We start from the raw sequence: 16,881 nt of genomic DNA, 5'->3' as shown, positions 1-16,881 counted from the left end.
TCGACCACCTACCGGGGTCGGAACGATTAACGCCAACTCATACAGGAGCGTCACGCTATGGCAGCGGAATTACCTGAAGGCTTTTCCCCGGGACTTGAAGGCGTTCTCGCCTTCACAACGGAAATCGCCGAGCCGGACAAGGACGGCGGCGCACTTCGATATCGCGGCGTAGATATCGAGGACCTAGTCGGGCGCGGTGTTACCTTTGGCGATGTCTGGGCGCTGCTCGTCGACGGCCGTTTCGGCCATGGCCTCCCCCCAGCCGAACCCTTCCCCCTTCCCGTTCACACTGGTGACGTACGCGTCGACGTGCAGGCCGGACTGGCCATGCTCGCCCCCATCTGGGGCTATCAGCCGCTTCTCGACATCGACGACGAGACAGCCCGCGAGCAGCTTGCCCGCGCCTCAGTGATGGCGCTCTCCTACGTCGCGCAGTCCGCCCGGGGCATCTACCAGCCTGCGGTGCCCCAGAAGATAATCGACGAATGCCCGACTGTGACGGCACGGTTCATGACGCGGTGGAAGGGTGAGCCCGACCCCGACCACATCAAGGCGATCGACGCGTACTGGGTTTCCGCCGCTGAGCACGGTCTAAACGCCTCCACCTTTACCGCTCGCGTTATCGCATCCACAGGCGCGGATGTAGCCGCGAGCCTGTCCGGCGCGATCGGCGCAATGTCCGGTCCGCTGCACGGCGGCGCTCCCGCGCGTGTGCTGCCCATGATCGATGAAGCGGAACGCAGCGGGGACCCCCGCACGATGGTTAAGGGAATCCTCGACCGCAAGGAACGGCTCATGGGATTCGGGCACCGCGTGTACCGCGCCGAGGACCCACGTGCCCGCGTGCTCCGCGCAACATGCAAGGCCCTCAATGCTCCACGTTTTGAAGCCGCTGCCGCACTGGAGCACGCTGCCCTCACTGAACTGCGGGAGCGTCGCCCCGACCGCGCCATCGAAACGAACGTCGAGTTCTGGGCGGCGGTCATCCTCGACTTCGCAGGAGTGCCGCCGCACATGATGCCCGCGATGTTCACGTGTGCCCGTACCGCCGGCTGGTGTGCGCACATCATGGAACAAAAGCGCCTTGGGAAACTTGTCCGCCCCGCCGCCCTATACGTCGGCCCCGAAGCGCGGACGCCGGAGCAGGTTGAGGGCTGGGGCGAGCTGACAGACCAGCCGCAGCAGGGATTTTTGCGGCGCATACTAGGCTAGATCCGCAATCTGATAACCGATCAACATCGAGATACTTCTAGTAAGGACGGCGAGGACGTGACTGATACCACCGGCACTCCCGGTATCACCATTCCCGACGAGCTCAAGCCGGCGGATGGCCGATTCGGCTGCGGGCCATCCAAGGTGCGGCCGGACCAGCTGCTGTCGCTCGTCGACATTGGTGCGTCGGTTTTCGGTACCAGCCACCGGCAGCCGCCCGTCAAGAATGTGGTCGGACGTGTTCGCGAGGGGCTGCGCTCCCTATTCTCGCTGCCTGATGGTTACGAAGTCATCCTCGGCAACGGTGGAACCACCGCGTTCTGGGATGCTGCCGCTTTCGGGCTGATCCGCGAGAAGTCGCTGCACTTGACCTACGGCGAATTCAGCAACAAGTTCGCCTCAGTGGCTAAGAATGCACCGTTCCTGGATGAGCCAATCGTGGTGAGCTCTGAGCCTGGCACCGCTCCAGAGCCGACGTCCGACCCGTCCGTCGACCTCATCGGCTGGGCACACAACGAGACATCAACCGGCGTCGCGGTCCCTGTGACCCGTCCAACTGGGTCTGAGAACGCTCTAGTCGCGATCGACGCCACATCGGGGGCGGGCGGGCTTCCCGTGACCATCACCGATGCTGACGTTTACTACTTCGCGCCGCAGAAGTGCTTTGCTGCTGACGGCGGGTTATGGGTTGCGCTCATGAGCCCCGCCGCACTGGCGCGTGTCGAAGAGGTCAAGGACTCGGGACGCTGGGTTCCCGAGTTCCTCTCGCTGCCGATTGCCGTTGACAACAGCGTCAAAAACCAGACATACAACACGCCTGCGGTTGCAACCTTGCTGCTTTTCGCCAATCAGATTGAGTGGCTGCTCGCGAACGGCGGACTCGACTGGGCCGTCAAACGGACTGCGGACTCGTCCTCACGTCTCTACGACTGGGCTTCGAACTCGTCCTTCGCGACTCCATTCGTCACCGATCCAAAGAACCGCTCGCAGGTGGTGGGCACCATCGACTTCAGCGATGAGGTCGACGCCGCAGCGGTCGCGAAGATTCTCCGGGCGAACGGCATTGTCGACACCGAGCCCTATCGCAAGCTCGGCCGTAACCAGCTTCGTGTCGGCATGTTCCCGGCCATTGACCCTGATGACGTCTCCCAGCTAACGAAGTGCGTCGACTACGTGGTGGAGAAACTCAGCTAACACCGCACACGAACCAGTAAGCCGGGACGCCGTTGGTGTCCCGGCTTTCTGCGTTTACCCAGAAGGCATGTTGTTCGCACCCGCATACGTCGCGAACAACATGCCTTATCACGCAGGCAACCCGTCACCGCACTTCAACACCCCGCGTGTCACTCCCGAAACTCAAGTCACGACTCCATTACAGTGCGATAAAGACGCGGAATTCTGCGGCGCGAGCGGCCTGAGGAGGACAGAGTGCGAGAGCTCAAGGTGGTCGGAATCGAATCCGACGGCAGCGCAATCATCTGCGCGGACGTCAACACCGGCGCGAAGTTCAAAATCGCCGCAGATGACCGTTTGCGCGCGGCATCGCACGGTGACCTGAGCCGCCTCGGCCAGATCGAAGTCGAGATGGAGAGCCGACTCCGTCCGCGCGAGATTCAGGCCCGTGTCCGCGCTGGAGCAAGTGTCAGGGAGATCGCCGAGACCTCCGGGCTGCCCATGGCGCGGGTGGAGAGCTTCGCTCACCCAGTCCTTCTGGAACGGGCCCGAATGGCACAGATGGCGCAGCACGCTCACCCGCTCCTTGAGGATGGCCCCGCTCTGCAAACCCTCAGCACCGCGGTCGCGCAGACCTTTGGCACGCGCGGGCAGAACATCGACGAGGCCCAGTGGGATGCCTGGCGCAACGACGAGGGCCGCTGGGTTGTTCAGCTCAGCTGGGCTGCGGGCCGCACCGAGAACAAGGCTCACTGGCGTTTTCAGCCAGGCGCGGACGGCGGGACGGCGGCAGCCCTTGACGATGCCGCGAAGGAACTCGTCTCGACTGACATGCCACGTCCCCGCCCGGCGCTGAGTCCCGTGACCCCAATCGTCACTGCTAAGCCGCCGGCCAAGCCTGCTGCCGCACCTGCGCAGCCGGAGACTACTCCTGCCCCCGAACCCCCCAAAGCCGAAAAGACCACGCCTCCCGAGCCTGAGCCAAAGCAGCAGGCCCCCACCGGTGGCAAGAAGAAGCCTCCTATGCCCTCATGGGAGGACGTACTCCTCGGTGTGCGTACCGGAACCCAGCACTAAGCGACGTTCCCCCAAGGTCACTCCCGTAGGATCGGACACATGAGGAACCGTCCCCTCCTCACGATCGGCGCGCTGATCATTGTGCTCTTGATCCTGGTCTTTCTTGGCCCATGGGTCTACATCAACCTGATCCGCGGGTAGGTCAGTAGCGACCGAACAGCAGCGCAAAAATCAGGTAGAGCCAGCCCGTGATGGCACCGAGCGCTATTCCCAGCGCGGCGAACCGCAGTGTGGGTCGTGCGCGCCAGCTCCATAGCGGCTGCGCGAAACCGATTCCCGCAACGGTGTTGAGTGCTATCGCAAGCAGCGGGTGAATGCTGAGCAGCCCTGTTCCCACCGACGCGACGACAGTGGCCAGAACCACCGCGATGAAGATGGCGAACACGATGCCCAGTAACCAAGGCGTCTTATTCGGCGCACCACGCTCTTCTTCCCCGCCCGTCACCGTGAGGCATCCTCACTGAGCCGCGCGCGTTCATAAAAGGCCACTGCCGCAGCGGTCGCCACATTCAGGGAGTCAACGCCGGTAGTCATGGGAATGTGGGCGCGCACGTCGGTGCTCTCGAGTGTCTCCTCACTCAGTCCTGGACCTTCCGCGCCGAGCACGAACGCCACCTTCTCGCTGGCCACCGCATGTGCCAGCGGCAGCGACGGCTGAGCGGGCGTGAGCGCCACAGTGCTGAATCCGCGACGTTGCAGCTCGCCGAGCAGGTCAGGCCAGGAAGCTGCGACAGCGAACGGAACTCGAAGCACATGTCCCATCGAAACACGCACTGACCGCCGATACAGCGGATCGGCGCAGCGTCCGCTCAGGAACACCGCGTCCACGCCGAGTGCCGCCGCATTACGGAAGATCGAACCCAGGTTCTCGTGATCGTTCACACCTTCGAGCACGGCGATGGTGCGCGCGGCCGCCAGCAAGTCGCGTGGGCTCCTCGGCGCGGGACGACCCGCAACGGCGAGCACTCCCCGGTTCAGGTGAAATCCCACGATTGTCGCCATCGTGTCGGCACTCGCCCGATAGAACGGCACCTCTAGACCTCTGAGCTGGCCACACAGCTGGTCGTACCGCCGCGCCACCCCGAGAAGCGCGTACGGTTCGAAAGGGGTGCCGAGCATCCGTTCGACCACCACGGTGCCCTCGCCGATCACGAGGCCTTTCCCGCCTGGTCGATCGGGACGGCGATCTGCGGTGCTCAAATCGCGGAAGTCATCGACGCGCGGATCATCGGGACTAGTGATATCGACTGCGTAAGCCACGTGCTCATCCTATTGAGATGTATTGAGCGGCCTGATGTGCCAAGCTCTGACACGTGACGACCGAGACAGGATCAGCAATCGAGGTTCGCAACGCCACCGATGACGACTGGCCACACATTGTGAAGCTCGACAGCTTCAACTTCGGCGGCCATATCGCCGACCTGAAGAGTGGGATCACGCGCGAACTCGCCCCCAACGACAACGTGATTGTCGCGACCAACGGCGGCCAGGTTGTGGGCGTGACAATGCACTACGACCTGCAAATCACTGTGCCAGGAGGCGCCCTCATCGACCTTCCGGGCGTCACCTGGGTTTCTGTCGCCCCCACGCACCGCCGCCGAGGCATTCTGCGAACCCTGCTGACAGAGCAGCATCAGCGTTTCCTCGAATCCGGCGCTCCGATGTCGATTCTCACTGCCTCTGAAGGGGGAATCTACGGCCGATTTGGATATGGCCCGATCACGACCGAGTTCACACATAAGTTTGATCGGCGGTTCGCGGCGTTCCGTTCGACAACAGTCGATCCGGGAGGCGTCCGCCTCGCGGCCAAGGACGAGGCAGAGGAGTTCCTGCCCCCGATCTACGATCGCTGGCGGCGGCAAAGGGCCGGAGCGGTAGGACGTCCCGCTGCGTATTGGCGCGGTGTCTTCGCGGACCCGGAAAGCGAGCGCGGAGGGGCTTCTGCGCTATTCTTCTTGCTTCACGACGACGGGTTCGTGTCCTATCGGGTGCGCGAGTCAGCGGACTCGGGGATGTCACTGGAAATTGTGGACATGTTCGCTGTGACGCCGGAAGCGTACATAGCGCTCTGGCGGACACTCGGCGGCCTCGACCTGATGAGCACCATCACGGTGTCCGAGTCCCGCGACATGCTGCTGCCCTACCTGCTGAAGGATCCGCGCCTGCCCCGCCTCACGGGTTCTCACGATTTACTGTGGGCCCGCATCTTGGATGTTCCTGGCGTGCTGCGGGCTCGCAGCTACGCATGCGAACTCGATGTCACGATCGAGGTGGTGGATGATTTCCTAGATCGGGGTGGGGTATTCCGGCTCACATCTCGGGGCAACGGCGGGAACGCCCAGTGCGTCCCGGCGGAGGAACCTGCCCGGCTGACGATCGGAATTGGCGACCTGGCCAGCATCTATTTCGGCGAGCACCGCGCCGTGACGCTCGCGCAGGCAGGCCGGATTTCCGCGCCAGACCCGGAGATACTCGAGCGTTTCGATCACGCGTTCACGACCTCGGCGGCGCCACGCGGCGGCATGTTCTTTTAGTCGCAGGTTTTGACGAGTTCGGTCATCGTGCCGACCGCGTCGCGCAGGGAACTCAGCTCGCTGGAGCCGAGAGCGCGTAACTGCGAGGCGAGCCATTCTTCGCGCGCCTCCTTCTCGTTTTGGACCAGCGCTTTACCCGCTTCAGACAGCGAAACGATGATTTGCCGTCCGTCGGTGGGGTGCGGCATCCGGTCGACCAGTCCAAGGTCTGCCAGCGACCCGATAACCCGCGTCATCGAGGGTGGCTGGACGCGCTCACGGGCAGCGAGTGCACCGGGTGTCATCGAGCCCTCAGTAAAGAGGGTGGATAGCGCCGATAGCTGGGTTAGTGACACTGAAGAGTGATGGCGATGGCCGCGCAGCTGCCTCGCTAGCCGCACGACGGCTAACGCGAGATCACTCGCCAGTTGTTTCTCGTCGTGACTCACGGATAGAGACATTACGGGAGATTCGTGCGCGGGGTTTACGGTTTGCAATGCCTACTTTCCGGCAGTACACGACCACGGGCCGATTTTGAGGTGCGATGTGGGGACCGGCGGCGTGACACGATAGGTTTGCGGTGTGGGCACGCATCCTGAACCACCGCCGCTTCCGGCGAGACTGTCGGACCCCCGGCCTGTGATAACAGTGGGGACGCTCGGGTGGTTGATGGCGACGATTATCGTTGTCACATTCGGCGATCAGTATGCCGACTACTTATGGGTGTGTATCGCGGGACTCGGCGTCGCCGCGTTCGGAGGGCTGATCTTTCTTCTGCAGCGCCACGCGGTACGCCGTGGCGATCGCTCTGCTCAGCGCGGATTGTGACGGCGCGCCACCCGGAACTCCGTCGGCCGCAGCGCGTGACTCAGCGCAACGCAAGCGAACGCCCAGATCGTCCCTATAGCCCAGCCAGCGATGACGTCAGTCGGCCAGTGCGCCCCCAGGTACACGCGAGAAACCCCTACGAGGATCACGACAGCAGCCAGCAGCGGCCAGGTCCACCTGTTCCGGAGCACGGTCGCCCCAACGACCACCGCAGCTGTGGCAATCATCAGCGCGTGTCCTGACGGCAATGAGTAATACCCGACCTCGACCACGCTGAGTTCCGGGGGCGGACGGTCGCGCCCCGCGAGCATTTTGAGCCCCCGCATCAGGAGCCACGCGGTCACGACGGTCACCACACCTAACACCGCATCCCAGCGCCTGCCGGAGCGAACGGCGACAGTCGCCGCTGCCGCCGTGATCAGCGCGACGGCCGGAAGGCTTCCGAGTAGCGTCACTACGTGAAAGAAGACAGTCATCCAGGGCTCACGAATGTCTGTCACCCACATGAGGACGCGGGTGTCGAACTCCGTCGTCATCGCGAGTACCGGAACTGAAGCACTACTGGCCGTGCTGACGGGAGGTATCCATAACCTCGACAACACCGTCATCGTACGGGTCGTACTGGGGCGAACCCGCCCCGCTCGGCAATTCCGTGTCGGAATGTGCGCCGCATCCGAACCGCGCGTGCACGACGTGACCGTCAGCCGAGAGTTCGTTGCCGCACACCCCGAATGAGGCACGGAGCGAACCAGCTAGCGGGAGATAGAAGCCACACGTACCGCAGGTGCCCGGAGCGGCGGCTGCCATCGCAGCGTGGGGCCCGAAGTCACCTTCCGTCCACCGTTCCGCCGCAGCCAGACGTCCTTCCAGACTCATTACTTGCGGGCGGCCGAACCCGATCTCAGCCGCAGCCTCATCGACTGCAGGGTCCCCTGTTTCGATGTACCCCGGCACAAGCCGCTCATCGTGGTGCTTCGGCGGCAGGAGATCGCCCGGCATGAGGTCGCCCGACTCGATGCGGTCCTCCCACGGCACCCACTCGGGCGCGAGCAACGCGTCCGCGCCGGGAAGCAGCGCGAGTTCACTCACCGTCGCGGTTGCGGCGCCGGGGCAGGCAGCGACCACCACGTTCCATTCCCAGCCGCGGTAGCCGGGCAGGCTCGCCGCAAACCGGTGGGACGCGGCCCACTCTCCTTCAGGTACTACTCCGTGATGCTCCCCCACCGCAGCTTCGTCAGCGATGGCGCGTACCGCGTCGCGGGCTAGATCGATAGCATCCGCGAGCACAGATGGCACCTCACGTGATTCACTGTTATCCGAACCCGTGGGAGGGCGCGAAACGACTGATGCGTTCACAGTGCCATCTTGCCCCATAAAGCGGTCAAATCTCGACTTCGCACACAGGACTTCTCAGGCAGGCTAGCTCACATGACATTGCGATCGTGCAGCAAATCACAGTTCCGGCTGGTCTGGGCGCTGCTGGCGAGCGCCGCTCTGGTCACCGCGTGCAACGACGACATCGTCCCCGCGGGCGGCGAGGATGACGTGGAACTCCTTCAGCCCGAGGTCGTGAAAGTCCACCCACATGATCCTGAAGCCTTCACCCAGGGCCTCGAAATCGCCGGTCCACTGCTTTACGAATCTACTGGACGCGTCGGCCTATCGTGGATCGCTGCCCGGGACCTGGAAACCGGTGAGGAGGTCGCGCGCGCGGATCTGCCCCTGCCGTACTTCGGGGAGGGCCTGACTGTCACCGAGGACCGAGTCTGGCAGATCACCTGGCGCGACGAGGTGGCGTTTGAGCGCGATCCCGCGACACTCGAAGAGATCGCCACAGTCAGCTATGAGGGCGAGGGCTGGGGCCTCTGCTCCTACCCTGACCGACTCGTCATGAGCGATGGTTCGGACACGCTGACTTTCCGGGATCCGGTCACCTTCGATGCGCTCGACACGGTGGCGGTCACACTGCGCGGATCCGCGCTCGACCAGATTAACGAGCTCGAATGCACTCCTGAGGGCGTGTACGCCAACATCTTCCAGACCGACTGGATCGTCCGCATCAACCCGGAGGACGGTCGCGTCACTGCCGTGATCGATGCATCCGGGCTCCTCAGTGATGAGGAACGCGGTGGCGTCGATGTACTGAACGGAGTCGCCGCGATCCCGGGTACCGACCGTTTCTTGCTGACAGGCAAGCTCTGGCCGGAAATGTTCGAGGTCGAGTTCGTTGCCCGGTAGATCGACGTGCGAGTGGGACGCGACATGCCGACGGGCCCGCGTGAAGTGGTCGTTGCGGCGCGATATGGGACAGAATTGACCAGTGACCGATTCGCAGCCGCCGCAGGACCCGCACTTCGGTGGGCGGCGCGGGTCTGAGGATTGGGCGGGGCGCCATCCCGGGGGCCACAACTATCCGCCTTCATCGGCCCGGCCGTCCTTACCGCCTCTTGATCCGCTCCCCCAGCAGGACACCTCCCGCCCCCGGTCCGCGTCGCATGGACCCGAAGCACCGCGGTTGCCGAAGAAGATCACCGTCACGCGGGTGGCTGCCATGCGGAGTCGGCAACTGACGAAACAGGGCATCAGTACTTTTCGCAGAGCAGCAACCGCAGACGGCGCCGACAAGTCGGGGCTTACCGCACTGACGTACGCCACCATCGCAAACTTCGCGACCGATGCGGCAGTCGCCATCGCGCTCGCGAACACACTCTTTTTCTCGGCCACAACTGCCGAGAGCCGCGGCATGGTGGCCTTGTACTTGTTGATTACGCTGGCGCCGTTCGCCATCATCGCGCCGCTGATCGGCCCCGCTCTTGACCGCGTGCAGCGTGGACGGCGACTGGCGCTCGCTGCGTCATTCTTCGGCCGAACAGTGCTGGTGCTTGTCCTGCTGTTCAACTACAACAGTGCGGCGGGCAGTTTCGATCCGTGGGTGCTGTACCCGGCGGCGCTGGGAATGCTGGTGCTGAGTAAAACCTTCGGGGTGCTGAAAGCCGCTGTGACGCCGCGCGTTCTGCCACCCGGAATCGACCTTGTCCGAACGAACTCACGCCTCACGGTTTTCGGACTTGTCGTCGGAACGATCACGGTGGGTGCTATAGCCGGTGGTGTCGAGGCGGTCGTCGGACGACTGTTCGAGCTCCCCGGAGCTATGTTCCTCCTGATTGGCATCACCCTGACAGGCGCCTTCCTGAGTATGCGGATTCCGTCCTGGGTGGAAGTGACCGAAGGAGAAGTCCCGGCGACGCTCACCTACCACGGCGACGGCAAGGACCGTGACCCCTCGGCCCGGCCCATGGCAGCTGTGCTGGGCACCCGTCGGCAGCCTCTCGGCCGGGCGGTGCTGACGAGCTTGTGGGGCAACTGCACGATCCGGGTTCTGACCGGCTTCCTCACTCTCTACATCGCGTTTGTCGCAAAGTCACGGACAGAGCACGCACCGATGATGCAGGTCGCGATGCTCGGCCTTGTCGGCGTGGCGGCTGCGGTGGGCAACTTCGGCGGAAATGCGGCCGGTGCACGACTGAAACTCGGAAGACCAGCGGTGATCGTGCTGCGGTGCGTCTGCGCGGTCACAGCGGTAGCGCTGTTCGCGGCCCTGACAGACAGTCTCGCGACCGCCGCAGTCGCGGCCTTCGTGGCTGCTGCAGCGAGCGCCCTCGCCAAGGTATCGCTGGATGCATCGCTGCAAAACGACATCCCCGATCGCTCGCGCGCTTCCGCTTTCGGCAGGTCAGAGACGGCGCTGCAACTCAGCTGGGTGCTCGGTGGTGCACTCGGGATCCTGCTGCCGACCGAATATTGGATCGGGTTCACTGTGGTGAGCGGCCTGCTGGTAATCGGGCTGACGCAGACAATCCTCACTTTCCGGGGCATGTCGCTGCTGCCTGGGCTTGGTGGCCGCCGACCCGACCGGGCCGCACCGGAAGGGCAGCCCGAGCCGCCCATGGTCACTGGGTTCAGCGCTCCACGGTCGAAGCAAGGTTCGCAACCGCCGATGGCGTGGGCGAGTACGCGGAGCGAGGACGTATCCTCCGAAGCAGCGGATTCGGGGCCGCCGGTGTATCGCCCCGGGCCCACTACGCAACCGCCTAGTGACAGCACCACCGAGGAGAAGTAGCTGCGCATGCCTGTTTCCCGCAAGTTCATTGCCATTGTGGCTGCCGTGGCGGTGATATCCGCACTTGGCGTAGCCGCTGTGATCGCAGCGCAAGCACATTTCCGCGGCGATGAGCCACACCGGCCGCACCTCACGGTCTATTCAGCAGGCAACGCTAAAGAAGTTGACGCCTTCCAGTACTGCGACCTCGTCAAATTGGCCGAGGCTAGTCAGCGCTGGGCACAGCAGCAGCCACTCTCGCCTGAGCAGGAAATCGAAGCGACCATCGATTTCGCTGACACGTGCGATCCGGAGGGGCAACCTGCACTGATCGATATCCGTCCAGACGAGACCGTACAGATTTCGCTGCCAAAGGAGATCGCTGGCGCACCGTGGAGCCTTCTGGCGTTGTATGAAGACAGCGAGGCCAGGGAGATCGACGTCATCGACGACATGCATGGCCCCAGTGAACGCCGCTCGATTTCGCTGCCGACGTTCAACGACGACGGGCTCGCTCTGCGGATCGTCGAAATCAAGCTTCCGATGGGGATTGTCGATGCATCTACCGGAGAGCAGTCGATCGTCTCGCACGCGACCTGGGCGATCCACACCCAGATCATGCGTTGACGCGCACAAATCACGAAGCGGGCCCGGTGAGTTTCTCACCGGGCCCGCTTCGTCTCTTTGGTGTGCGACTGCGGCTAAGCGTCGAGCTCGCGTGCGACAGCGCGGATTACCTCAGCGAGGCGTTGCGACTGCTTGCGCTCCGGGTAGCGGCCCTTGTCCAAAGAGGGCTGCACAGATGCTTCGAGGAGCTTGATCATGTCCTCGATCATGCTGTGCAACTCGTCGGGAGATCGGCGCTTGACGGGTGCCTCTTTCCGCGCAGCCTGCCGTATCGACGGCAGTGGATCGAGCACCTTCACGCTCAGCGCCTGGGGTCCGCGACGGCCCACAGCCATGCCGAACTCGACACGCTGCCCAGGTTTCAGCGACTCCACCCCAGAAGGCAACGCTGCGGATCGCACATGTACGTCCTCGCCGTCGTCCTGCGAGAGAAAGCCGAAACCCTTCTCCGCGTCGTACCACTTGACCTTGCCGGTAGGCACCCTCGTCACCCGCTCATCACTAGCTACTTCGTCAGCGCGTGCATGGGTATGCACGCACGAACGCACCCTGCGCACTGCAGGATGCGTCTCGCCTATATCCTAGCGCCTCCGCCGCACCTGCCGCATTCGTGTAATCAGGTGCACACTCTTGCACTCCGGGTAGGTCATCATCGGCAGCACAGCGGTACCGTTGTTGCTGTGGCTCAGGAATCTGCAGTGACCTCTACACGGTCCGCGCGTCGGCAAGAACCCTCTTCACGCGCGGAGACAGTGGCGCTATGGGTCGGGATGGCGCTGTTCATTATCGGCGTCATCGCGCTCACTTCCATCTTTGCCATCCACATCGCGGGCGGCGCCCCGATCACAGCGCTGTACGTCATCAGTCTTCTGTGTCCGCTCGGACTCACCGTGGCGTTCTTCACCACCGTGCTGACCGGCGGGCGCAGGCGGGTGAAATAGATGCTGCGCATCCTTCTCAACATCATCTGGCTGATGTTCGGGGGCATCTGGCTCGCCCTGGGCTACATGCTCGCCGGAATCATCTGTCTCATTCTCATCATTACGATCCCTTTCGGCATCGCCGCGTTCCGGATCGCCATCTACGCACTGTGGCCGTTCGGCAGCCGGGTGATCAACAAGCCCACCTCGGGCTTGCCGAGCTTCGTGGGGAACATCATTTGGCTGATCGTGGCGGGCGTCTGGCTCGCACTCGGTCACATCGTGACCGCTTTCCTGCAGGCGATAACAATCATCGGGATCCCCCTCGCAATCGGCAATCTAAAAATGATCCCGATTTCGTTGATGCCGCTCGGGAAACAGATCGTTCCGACTGATCAGCCCACATTCCCGTATCCGGGCAGCCCTGGCCCCTACCAGGCACAGCACCACTATCCACGGTGATCAGGCAGTTAGGCCGCTCTGCATAATCCGGCCAGAATAGGTACGCTGGCGTGATATGTCAGCAGTAGGGCTTGGAATTCCCTCGGTGGCTCGGGAAGAAAGCCGGGCTGCCCAACTCGGCCTGGGCAGCGACCTGGGACCAGCACCTACCGCGGGGCCGCTCATCGACTCGTTCGGTCGGGTAGCGCGGGACTTGCGAGTATCGCTAACAGACCGCTGCAACCTTCGCTGCACGTATTGCATGCCGGCCGAGGGGCTCGACTGGATGCCCAGCGAGGACATGCTGAGCGTCAGCGAGCTGCAACGCCTCATCAGGGTCGCCGTCACCATGCTCGGCGTGCGGGAGATCCGCTTCACGGGCGGCGAGCCACTCTTGTACGCGCGTATCACCGAACTCGTCGCCTACACCGCATCCCTGGCCCCGCGCCCGGACATCTCTCTCACAACCAACGCGCTTGGACTGGCCCGCAAAGCCGCCAGCCTGAAGGCTGCCGGTCTTGACCGGGTGAACGTGTCCCTCGACACCGTCAATTCCCGGAATTTTCACACCCTGACGCGACGCGACCGCCTCTCTGACGTGCTGGCTGGTCTGTCCGCCGCTGCGGAGGCCGGTCTGACACCAGTCAAGGTCAACGCGGTGCTTCAGCCGGGAATCAACGATAAGGACGCCGCCGACCTTTTGCAGTTCTGCCTGGACAACGGATATGAGCTCCGGTTCATCGAGCAGATGCCGCTGGACGCAGGGCACGGGTGGACGCGTGACGGCTGCATCACCGCGGAGCAGATATTGCACTCGCTGTCAGAGCGCTTCACCCTCTCTCCGCACGCCGAGCGGCGCGGCTCGGCCCCCGCGGAGCGATTCCTGGTCGACGGCGGTCCTGCGACGGTCGGCATTATTGCTTCCGTCACGCGGCCTTTCTGCGGCGACTGTGACCGCACCCGCCTTACCGCAGACGGTCAGATTCGCAGCTGCCTGTTCTCCCATGGCGAGACAGACCTGCGGGCACTTCTGCGCGGCGCCGCTGGCGTTCCCGACGGAGCCGAAGGCGATGAAATACTTGCCCAAGCGTGGCGGGAGGCGATGTGGCGCAAACTTCCTGGCCATGCGATCAACGATCCCGGCTTCCTTCAGCCAAGCCGGTCCATGAGTGCGATTGGCGGTTAGGCGTGACGATTACGGTTCGCTACTTCGCGGCAGCAGGCAGGGCCGCGGGCACGCCTGAAGAAACGTGCACAATCGAGCCTGGCTCCACGCTGGCACAACTAATTGCCAATCTTTCTGACCGAAATGCGGAGCTTGCCCGAGTTCTTGGTAAATGCCAGTTTCTCATTAACGAGATGGCTGCAACGGACACCTCCATTGAAATCAGCGAGGGCACCACAGTGGACGTCTTGCCCCCATTTGCAGGGGGATGACGCGCCCCGGCGGGTTAGGTTGTCTCAAATTTTGAGATCTCACCGTCGCCGAATCGGTGAGGCTCGTCACATAACGAACCGATAACGAGATGATATCTTTTCGTACTTTTCATGGTGCTAGCTGGGAATTTGCCCCAGTTTAACGCGTACATTAATCAATTCTTAAAGAATAACGCGCACCACAGAGTGGGGTGACGACGCCGCGATCGCAACGTAGCGTCTACCGCGGCTGAGCAAACCAGCCACCCCGGCACCACGCGCCTAGCTCTGTCCCGTGGTCCGGAACCCGACACTTCGAGGGACAGAGGCGGGGGACCCACCATCCCCTAGGGATACGGAGAAATACGCGACACCACGCGTGTGGCTCCTTGGGGTAAAGCCAAGCGGTACCGATCACGGTGAGGCATGGCCGGACGAACTCTCAGTCCGAACCCGACAGCTTACTTCGCAGGCGCACACACGAGAGGAACCACTTCTTCATGAGCGCACGCCGTAAGACCGCTACCCTCACCAAGACCATGCTTATCGGTGCCGCACTGACCGCAGGAAGCGTCGCTCTCGCCGCTCCCGCGAACGCCGCTCCCGACTCCGACTGGGACCGCCTCGCACAGTGTGAGTCCGGCGGCAACTGGGCCATCAACACGGGCAACGGATACCACGGTGGCCTGCAGTTCTCGCAGAGCACCTGGCAGGCGTATGGCGGCGGTGAATTCGCTCCGCGCGCCGACCTCGCCACCCGCGAGCAGCAGATCTACGTTGCCGAGAAGACCCTCCGCGGTCAGGGATGGGGCGCATGGCCGTCATGCTCGAGCCGTCTTGGCCTGAGCAGCGCCCCAACGGATCGCCCGCACCCCAGCCGCGCACCGCAGAACATCGCCGCACCCGCACAGGGCTCGAGCGCGCCTGCGGCCGCACCGATCAATGACCTGCAGTCCTTCGTGAGCGCTGACGCCCTCGGGATGATCGCCGACGCCAAGGCTGCCGGGCTCCCTATCTCCCCGGAGATCGAGGCCTGGGCAAACGGCCTCTGATCCTCAGGGGTCACATACCAATTGAATAGCTGTCCCGGTGGCACCTCCCTCCCCCCTTCGGTGTCACTGGGGCTGTGTGAAACCCCGCACCACTCCCCCCTCGGTGCGGGGTTCACGCGTCCTCGCTGCAGAATCCCCGTACCGTTGGAGTATGTGCCGAAATATCACCGTGCTGCGCGGGCTCGAACCCCCAGCGACACAGGAGGAGATCCAGGCCGCGGCAGTCCAGTACGTCCGCAAAGTGGCAGGTATTTCCAAAGTGTCGGACACCACCCGAGAAGCGTTCGACGCGGCTGTCGCGGATGTCGCAGCAGCGACGACGCGCCTGCTGGAACAGCTCCCCGCCCGCAAGCAGCCCCCGCCTACAGTGCCACCGTTGCGGCGGCCAGAGGTCATCGCACGACTGCACCAAGGGTGAGCGGGCGCCTGTCACATGCGTGACTTCCTCTGCCGCACCTGCGGCCAGCGGCTGACGTTCGAGAACACCCAGTGTCTGCGCTGCCGCAGCTACCTCGGCCTCCATCTGCCGAGCCGCTCCTTGGTAACCCTCGAAGAGTCCGGTGCCACACGGATTAAGGATGCCGAGTGGGTTCGTTGCGCTAATCGCAAACTCGCGCATTGCAACTGGCTGGTGCCTGCAAACTCAGCGTCACCGCTGTGCGCGTCGTGCGCCCTGACACGAACCCGGCCCAACGAAGAGGACCCCCTATTTCGGGAGTTCGCGAATGCGGAGACCGCGAAGCGGCGGGTGATACTCGAGCTTGACGAGCTGGGACTGCCACTCGCTGACCGCGATGAAGATCCCCAGCGTGGACTCGGCTTCGACTTGCTCTCCAGCGTCGGCGAAAAGGTCATCACTGGGCACGCAAGCGGGCTGATCACGCTGGATCTGGCCGAAGGTGACGATCTGCACCGTGAACGACTGCGCGTCGAGATGGATGAGCCATACCGGACCCTCGTGGGCCATTTCCGGCACGAAATCGGCCACTACTACCAGATGGTGCTGATCAACACGACGGACCGTCACGCGACGTACGAGGCACTTTTCGGTGACATTAATGCTGACTATCAAGCAGCGCTGAACCGCCACTACCGTGATGGCCCCCCAGACGGCTGGTCTGCGAACTACGTTTCGTCCTACGCGACGATGCATCCGGCGGAAGACTGGGCCGAGACGTTCGCCCATTACCTGCATATCCGAGACGCCCTGGACACCGCCGCCGCGTTCGGATTCGCGCCATCCGGTGCGTCGCTGACCAATGATCTGAGCGGCGACGCTGGCTTCAACCGGATCATCGACTGGTGGTTGCCACTAGCGTGGGCGCTCAACCAGGTCAATAGATCGATGGGTCACTCGGATCTGTACCCGTTCGTGCTGCGAGGGCCGGTTCTGAAGAAGATGCGTTTTATTCACCAACTAGTTCAGCGACCGCACTACTAGAGCCTTGCCTTACTGGACGTCGGCACGACCTCCAGCGATGACGTTACCGCCCTGAGTCCATTTAGTTATCGATTCGTGATTT

Annotated in this window: 21 protein-coding genes and 1 riboswitch; of the genes, 15 read left to right on the top strand and 6 right to left on the bottom strand. The window is 63.3% G+C overall.

The annotated features are described in order from the left end of the window. Nucleotides 1-57: 57 nt before the first annotated feature. The 3 genes from AS9A_RS04130 to sepH all read left to right on the top strand — a co-directional run bounded on the left by AS9A_RS04130 (nt 58) and on the right by sepH (nt 3,462). Nucleotides 58-1,212: a citrate synthase 2 gene (locus AS9A_RS04130; RefSeq protein WP_013805653.1), complete on the top strand. Its 1,155-nt coding sequence runs from the start codon at nt 58-60 to the stop codon at nt 1,210-1,212. A gap of 57 nt (nt 1,213-1,269) precedes the next feature. Then, the gene (serC, locus tag AS9A_RS04125) at nt 1,270-2,406 is read left to right on the top strand and encodes a phosphoserine transaminase (protein WP_013805652.1); all 1,137 of its coding nucleotides are present in this window, start codon (nt 1,270-1,272) and stop codon (nt 2,404-2,406) included. Between the two features lie 234 nt (nt 2,407-2,640). Further along, nucleotides 2,641-3,462, top strand: coding sequence for a septation protein SepH (sepH, locus tag AS9A_RS04120; protein ID WP_013805651.1), 822 nt, complete (start codon nt 2,641-2,643; stop codon nt 3,460-3,462). Nucleotides 3,463-3,604: 142 nt separating this feature from the next. Here sepH and AS9A_RS04115 read toward each other — a convergent pair whose 3' ends face one another. Beyond that, complete coding sequence (locus tag AS9A_RS04115) at nt 3,605-3,907, bottom strand: DUF2537 domain-containing protein (protein ID WP_041450859.1); 303 nt, start codon at nt 3,905-3,907, stop codon at nt 3,605-3,607. Beyond that, complete coding sequence (locus tag AS9A_RS04110; protein WP_013805649.1) at nt 3,904-4,722, bottom strand: TrmH family RNA methyltransferase; 819 nt, start codon at nt 4,720-4,722, stop codon at nt 3,904-3,906. The genes AS9A_RS04115 and AS9A_RS04110 overlap by 4 nt, the downstream gene beginning before the upstream one ends. 53 nt (nt 4,723-4,775) lie before the next feature. On the opposite strand from AS9A_RS04110, the gene AS9A_RS04105 reads away from it, so the two are divergent. Further along, complete coding sequence (locus AS9A_RS04105; protein WP_013805648.1) at nt 4,776-5,996, top strand: GNAT family N-acetyltransferase; 1,221 nt, start codon at nt 4,776-4,778, stop codon at nt 5,994-5,996. Here the strand turns inward: AS9A_RS04105 and AS9A_RS04100 are convergent. Then, a complete protein-coding gene (locus tag AS9A_RS04100) occupies nt 5,993-6,424 on the bottom strand; it encodes a MarR family winged helix-turn-helix transcriptional regulator (RefSeq protein WP_064441890.1) in 432 nt (143 codons plus the stop codon). The genes AS9A_RS04105 and AS9A_RS04100 overlap by 4 nt on opposite strands. A gap of 133 nt (nt 6,425-6,557) precedes the next feature. On the opposite strand from AS9A_RS04100, the gene AS9A_RS04095 reads away from it, so the two are divergent. Continuing rightward, nucleotides 6,558-6,803, top strand: a complete 246-nt coding sequence (locus tag AS9A_RS04095; RefSeq protein WP_041450857.1) for a DUF2530 domain-containing protein — start codon at nt 6,558-6,560, stop codon at nt 6,801-6,803. Here the strand turns inward: AS9A_RS04095 and AS9A_RS04090 are convergent. Both AS9A_RS04090 and AS9A_RS04085 read right to left on the bottom strand, forming a co-directional pair. Next, on the bottom strand, nt 6,788-7,339 hold the full coding sequence (locus AS9A_RS04090; protein ID WP_013805645.1) for a phosphatase PAP2 family protein: 552 nt from the start codon (nt 7,337-7,339) through the stop codon (nt 6,788-6,790). The two genes, AS9A_RS04095 and AS9A_RS04090, sit on opposite strands and share 16 nt — an antisense overlap. A gap of 22 nt (nt 7,340-7,361) precedes the next feature. Continuing rightward, nucleotides 7,362-8,090 carry a DUF3027 domain-containing protein gene (locus AS9A_RS04085; protein WP_013805644.1) on the bottom strand — a complete coding sequence of 243 codons (729 nt, stop codon included), beginning with the start codon at nt 8,088-8,090 and terminating at the stop codon, nt 7,362-7,364. A gap of 141 nt (nt 8,091-8,231) precedes the next feature. Here AS9A_RS04085 and AS9A_RS04080 point away from each other — a divergent pair, with 141 nt between their 5' ends. The 3 genes from AS9A_RS04080 (at nt 8,232) to AS9A_RS04070 (ending at nt 11,529) form a co-directional block, all read left to right on the top strand. Then, nucleotides 8,232-9,041 (top strand): glutaminyl-peptide cyclotransferase, encoded by an 810-nt coding sequence (locus AS9A_RS04080; RefSeq protein WP_049793650.1) that lies wholly within the window; start codon nt 8,232-8,234, stop codon nt 9,039-9,041. An 82-nt stretch (nt 9,042-9,123) separates the two neighbouring features. Then, the gene (locus AS9A_RS04075) at nt 9,124-10,923 is read left to right on the top strand and encodes an MFS transporter (protein ID WP_148262396.1); all 1,800 of its coding nucleotides are present in this window, start codon (nt 9,124-9,126) and stop codon (nt 10,921-10,923) included. A 6-nt stretch (nt 10,924-10,929) separates the two neighbouring features. Continuing rightward, complete coding sequence (locus AS9A_RS04070; RefSeq protein WP_013805639.1) at nt 10,930-11,529, top strand: DUF2771 domain-containing protein; 600 nt, start codon at nt 10,930-10,932, stop codon at nt 11,527-11,529. A 74-nt stretch (nt 11,530-11,603) separates the two neighbouring features. On the opposite strand, the gene AS9A_RS04065 is transcribed toward AS9A_RS04070, so the two are convergent. Beyond that, entirely contained in the window at nt 11,604-12,011 is a 408-nt protein-coding gene (locus AS9A_RS04065; protein ID WP_041450856.1) for a cold-shock protein, read from the bottom strand. 198 nt (nt 12,012-12,209) lie between these two features. On the opposite strand from AS9A_RS04065, the gene AS9A_RS23780 reads away from it, so the two are divergent. The 7 genes from AS9A_RS23780 to AS9A_RS04035 all read left to right on the top strand — a co-directional run bounded on the left by AS9A_RS23780 (nt 12,210) and on the right by AS9A_RS04035 (nt 16,799). Further along, nucleotides 12,210-12,470: a hypothetical protein gene (locus tag AS9A_RS23780; protein WP_148262395.1), complete on the top strand. Its 261-nt coding sequence runs from the start codon at nt 12,210-12,212 to the stop codon at nt 12,468-12,470. 3 nt (nt 12,471-12,473) lie between these two features. Further along, a complete protein-coding gene (locus AS9A_RS04060) occupies nt 12,474-12,911 on the top strand; it encodes a YccF domain-containing protein (protein WP_049793839.1) in 438 nt (145 codons plus the stop codon). A gap of 55 nt (nt 12,912-12,966) precedes the next feature. Then, a complete protein-coding gene (moaA, locus tag AS9A_RS04055) occupies nt 12,967-14,076 on the top strand; it encodes a GTP 3',8-cyclase MoaA (protein ID WP_083826448.1) in 1,110 nt (369 codons plus the stop codon). Between the two features lie 2 nt (nt 14,077-14,078). After that, nucleotides 14,079-14,327 carry a MoaD/ThiS family protein gene (locus tag AS9A_RS04050; protein ID WP_013805634.1) on the top strand — a complete coding sequence of 83 codons (249 nt, stop codon included), beginning with the start codon at nt 14,079-14,081 and terminating at the stop codon, nt 14,325-14,327. Nucleotides 14,328-14,600: 273 nt separating this feature from the next. Continuing rightward, a riboswitch (cyclic di-AMP (ydaO/yuaA leader) is annotated at nt 14,601-14,796 on the top strand. Nucleotides 14,797-14,806: 10 nt separating this feature from the next. Beyond that, nucleotides 14,807-15,358: a transglycosylase family protein gene (locus AS9A_RS04045; RefSeq protein ID WP_013805633.1), complete on the top strand. Its 552-nt coding sequence runs from the start codon at nt 14,807-14,809 to the stop codon at nt 15,356-15,358. 151 nt (nt 15,359-15,509) lie between these two features. After that, nucleotides 15,510-15,776: a DUF2277 domain-containing protein gene (locus tag AS9A_RS04040; RefSeq protein ID WP_041450855.1), complete on the top strand. Its 267-nt coding sequence runs from the start codon at nt 15,510-15,512 to the stop codon at nt 15,774-15,776. Between the two features lie 15 nt (nt 15,777-15,791). Next, nucleotides 15,792-16,799: a zinc-binding metallopeptidase family protein gene (locus tag AS9A_RS04035; protein ID WP_013805631.1), complete on the top strand. Its 1,008-nt coding sequence runs from the start codon at nt 15,792-15,794 to the stop codon at nt 16,797-16,799. Nucleotides 16,800-16,881: the final 82 nt, after the last annotated feature.

Origin of the sequence: Hoyosella subflava DQS3-9A1 (assembly GCF_000214175.1) — a bacterium.
GTDB classification, from domain to species: domain Bacteria; phylum Actinomycetota; class Actinomycetes; order Mycobacteriales; family Mycobacteriaceae; genus Hoyosella; species Hoyosella subflava.
Note: the sequence above shows the minus strand (reverse complement) of the source record. Positions and strands in the feature narration are given on the sequence as shown.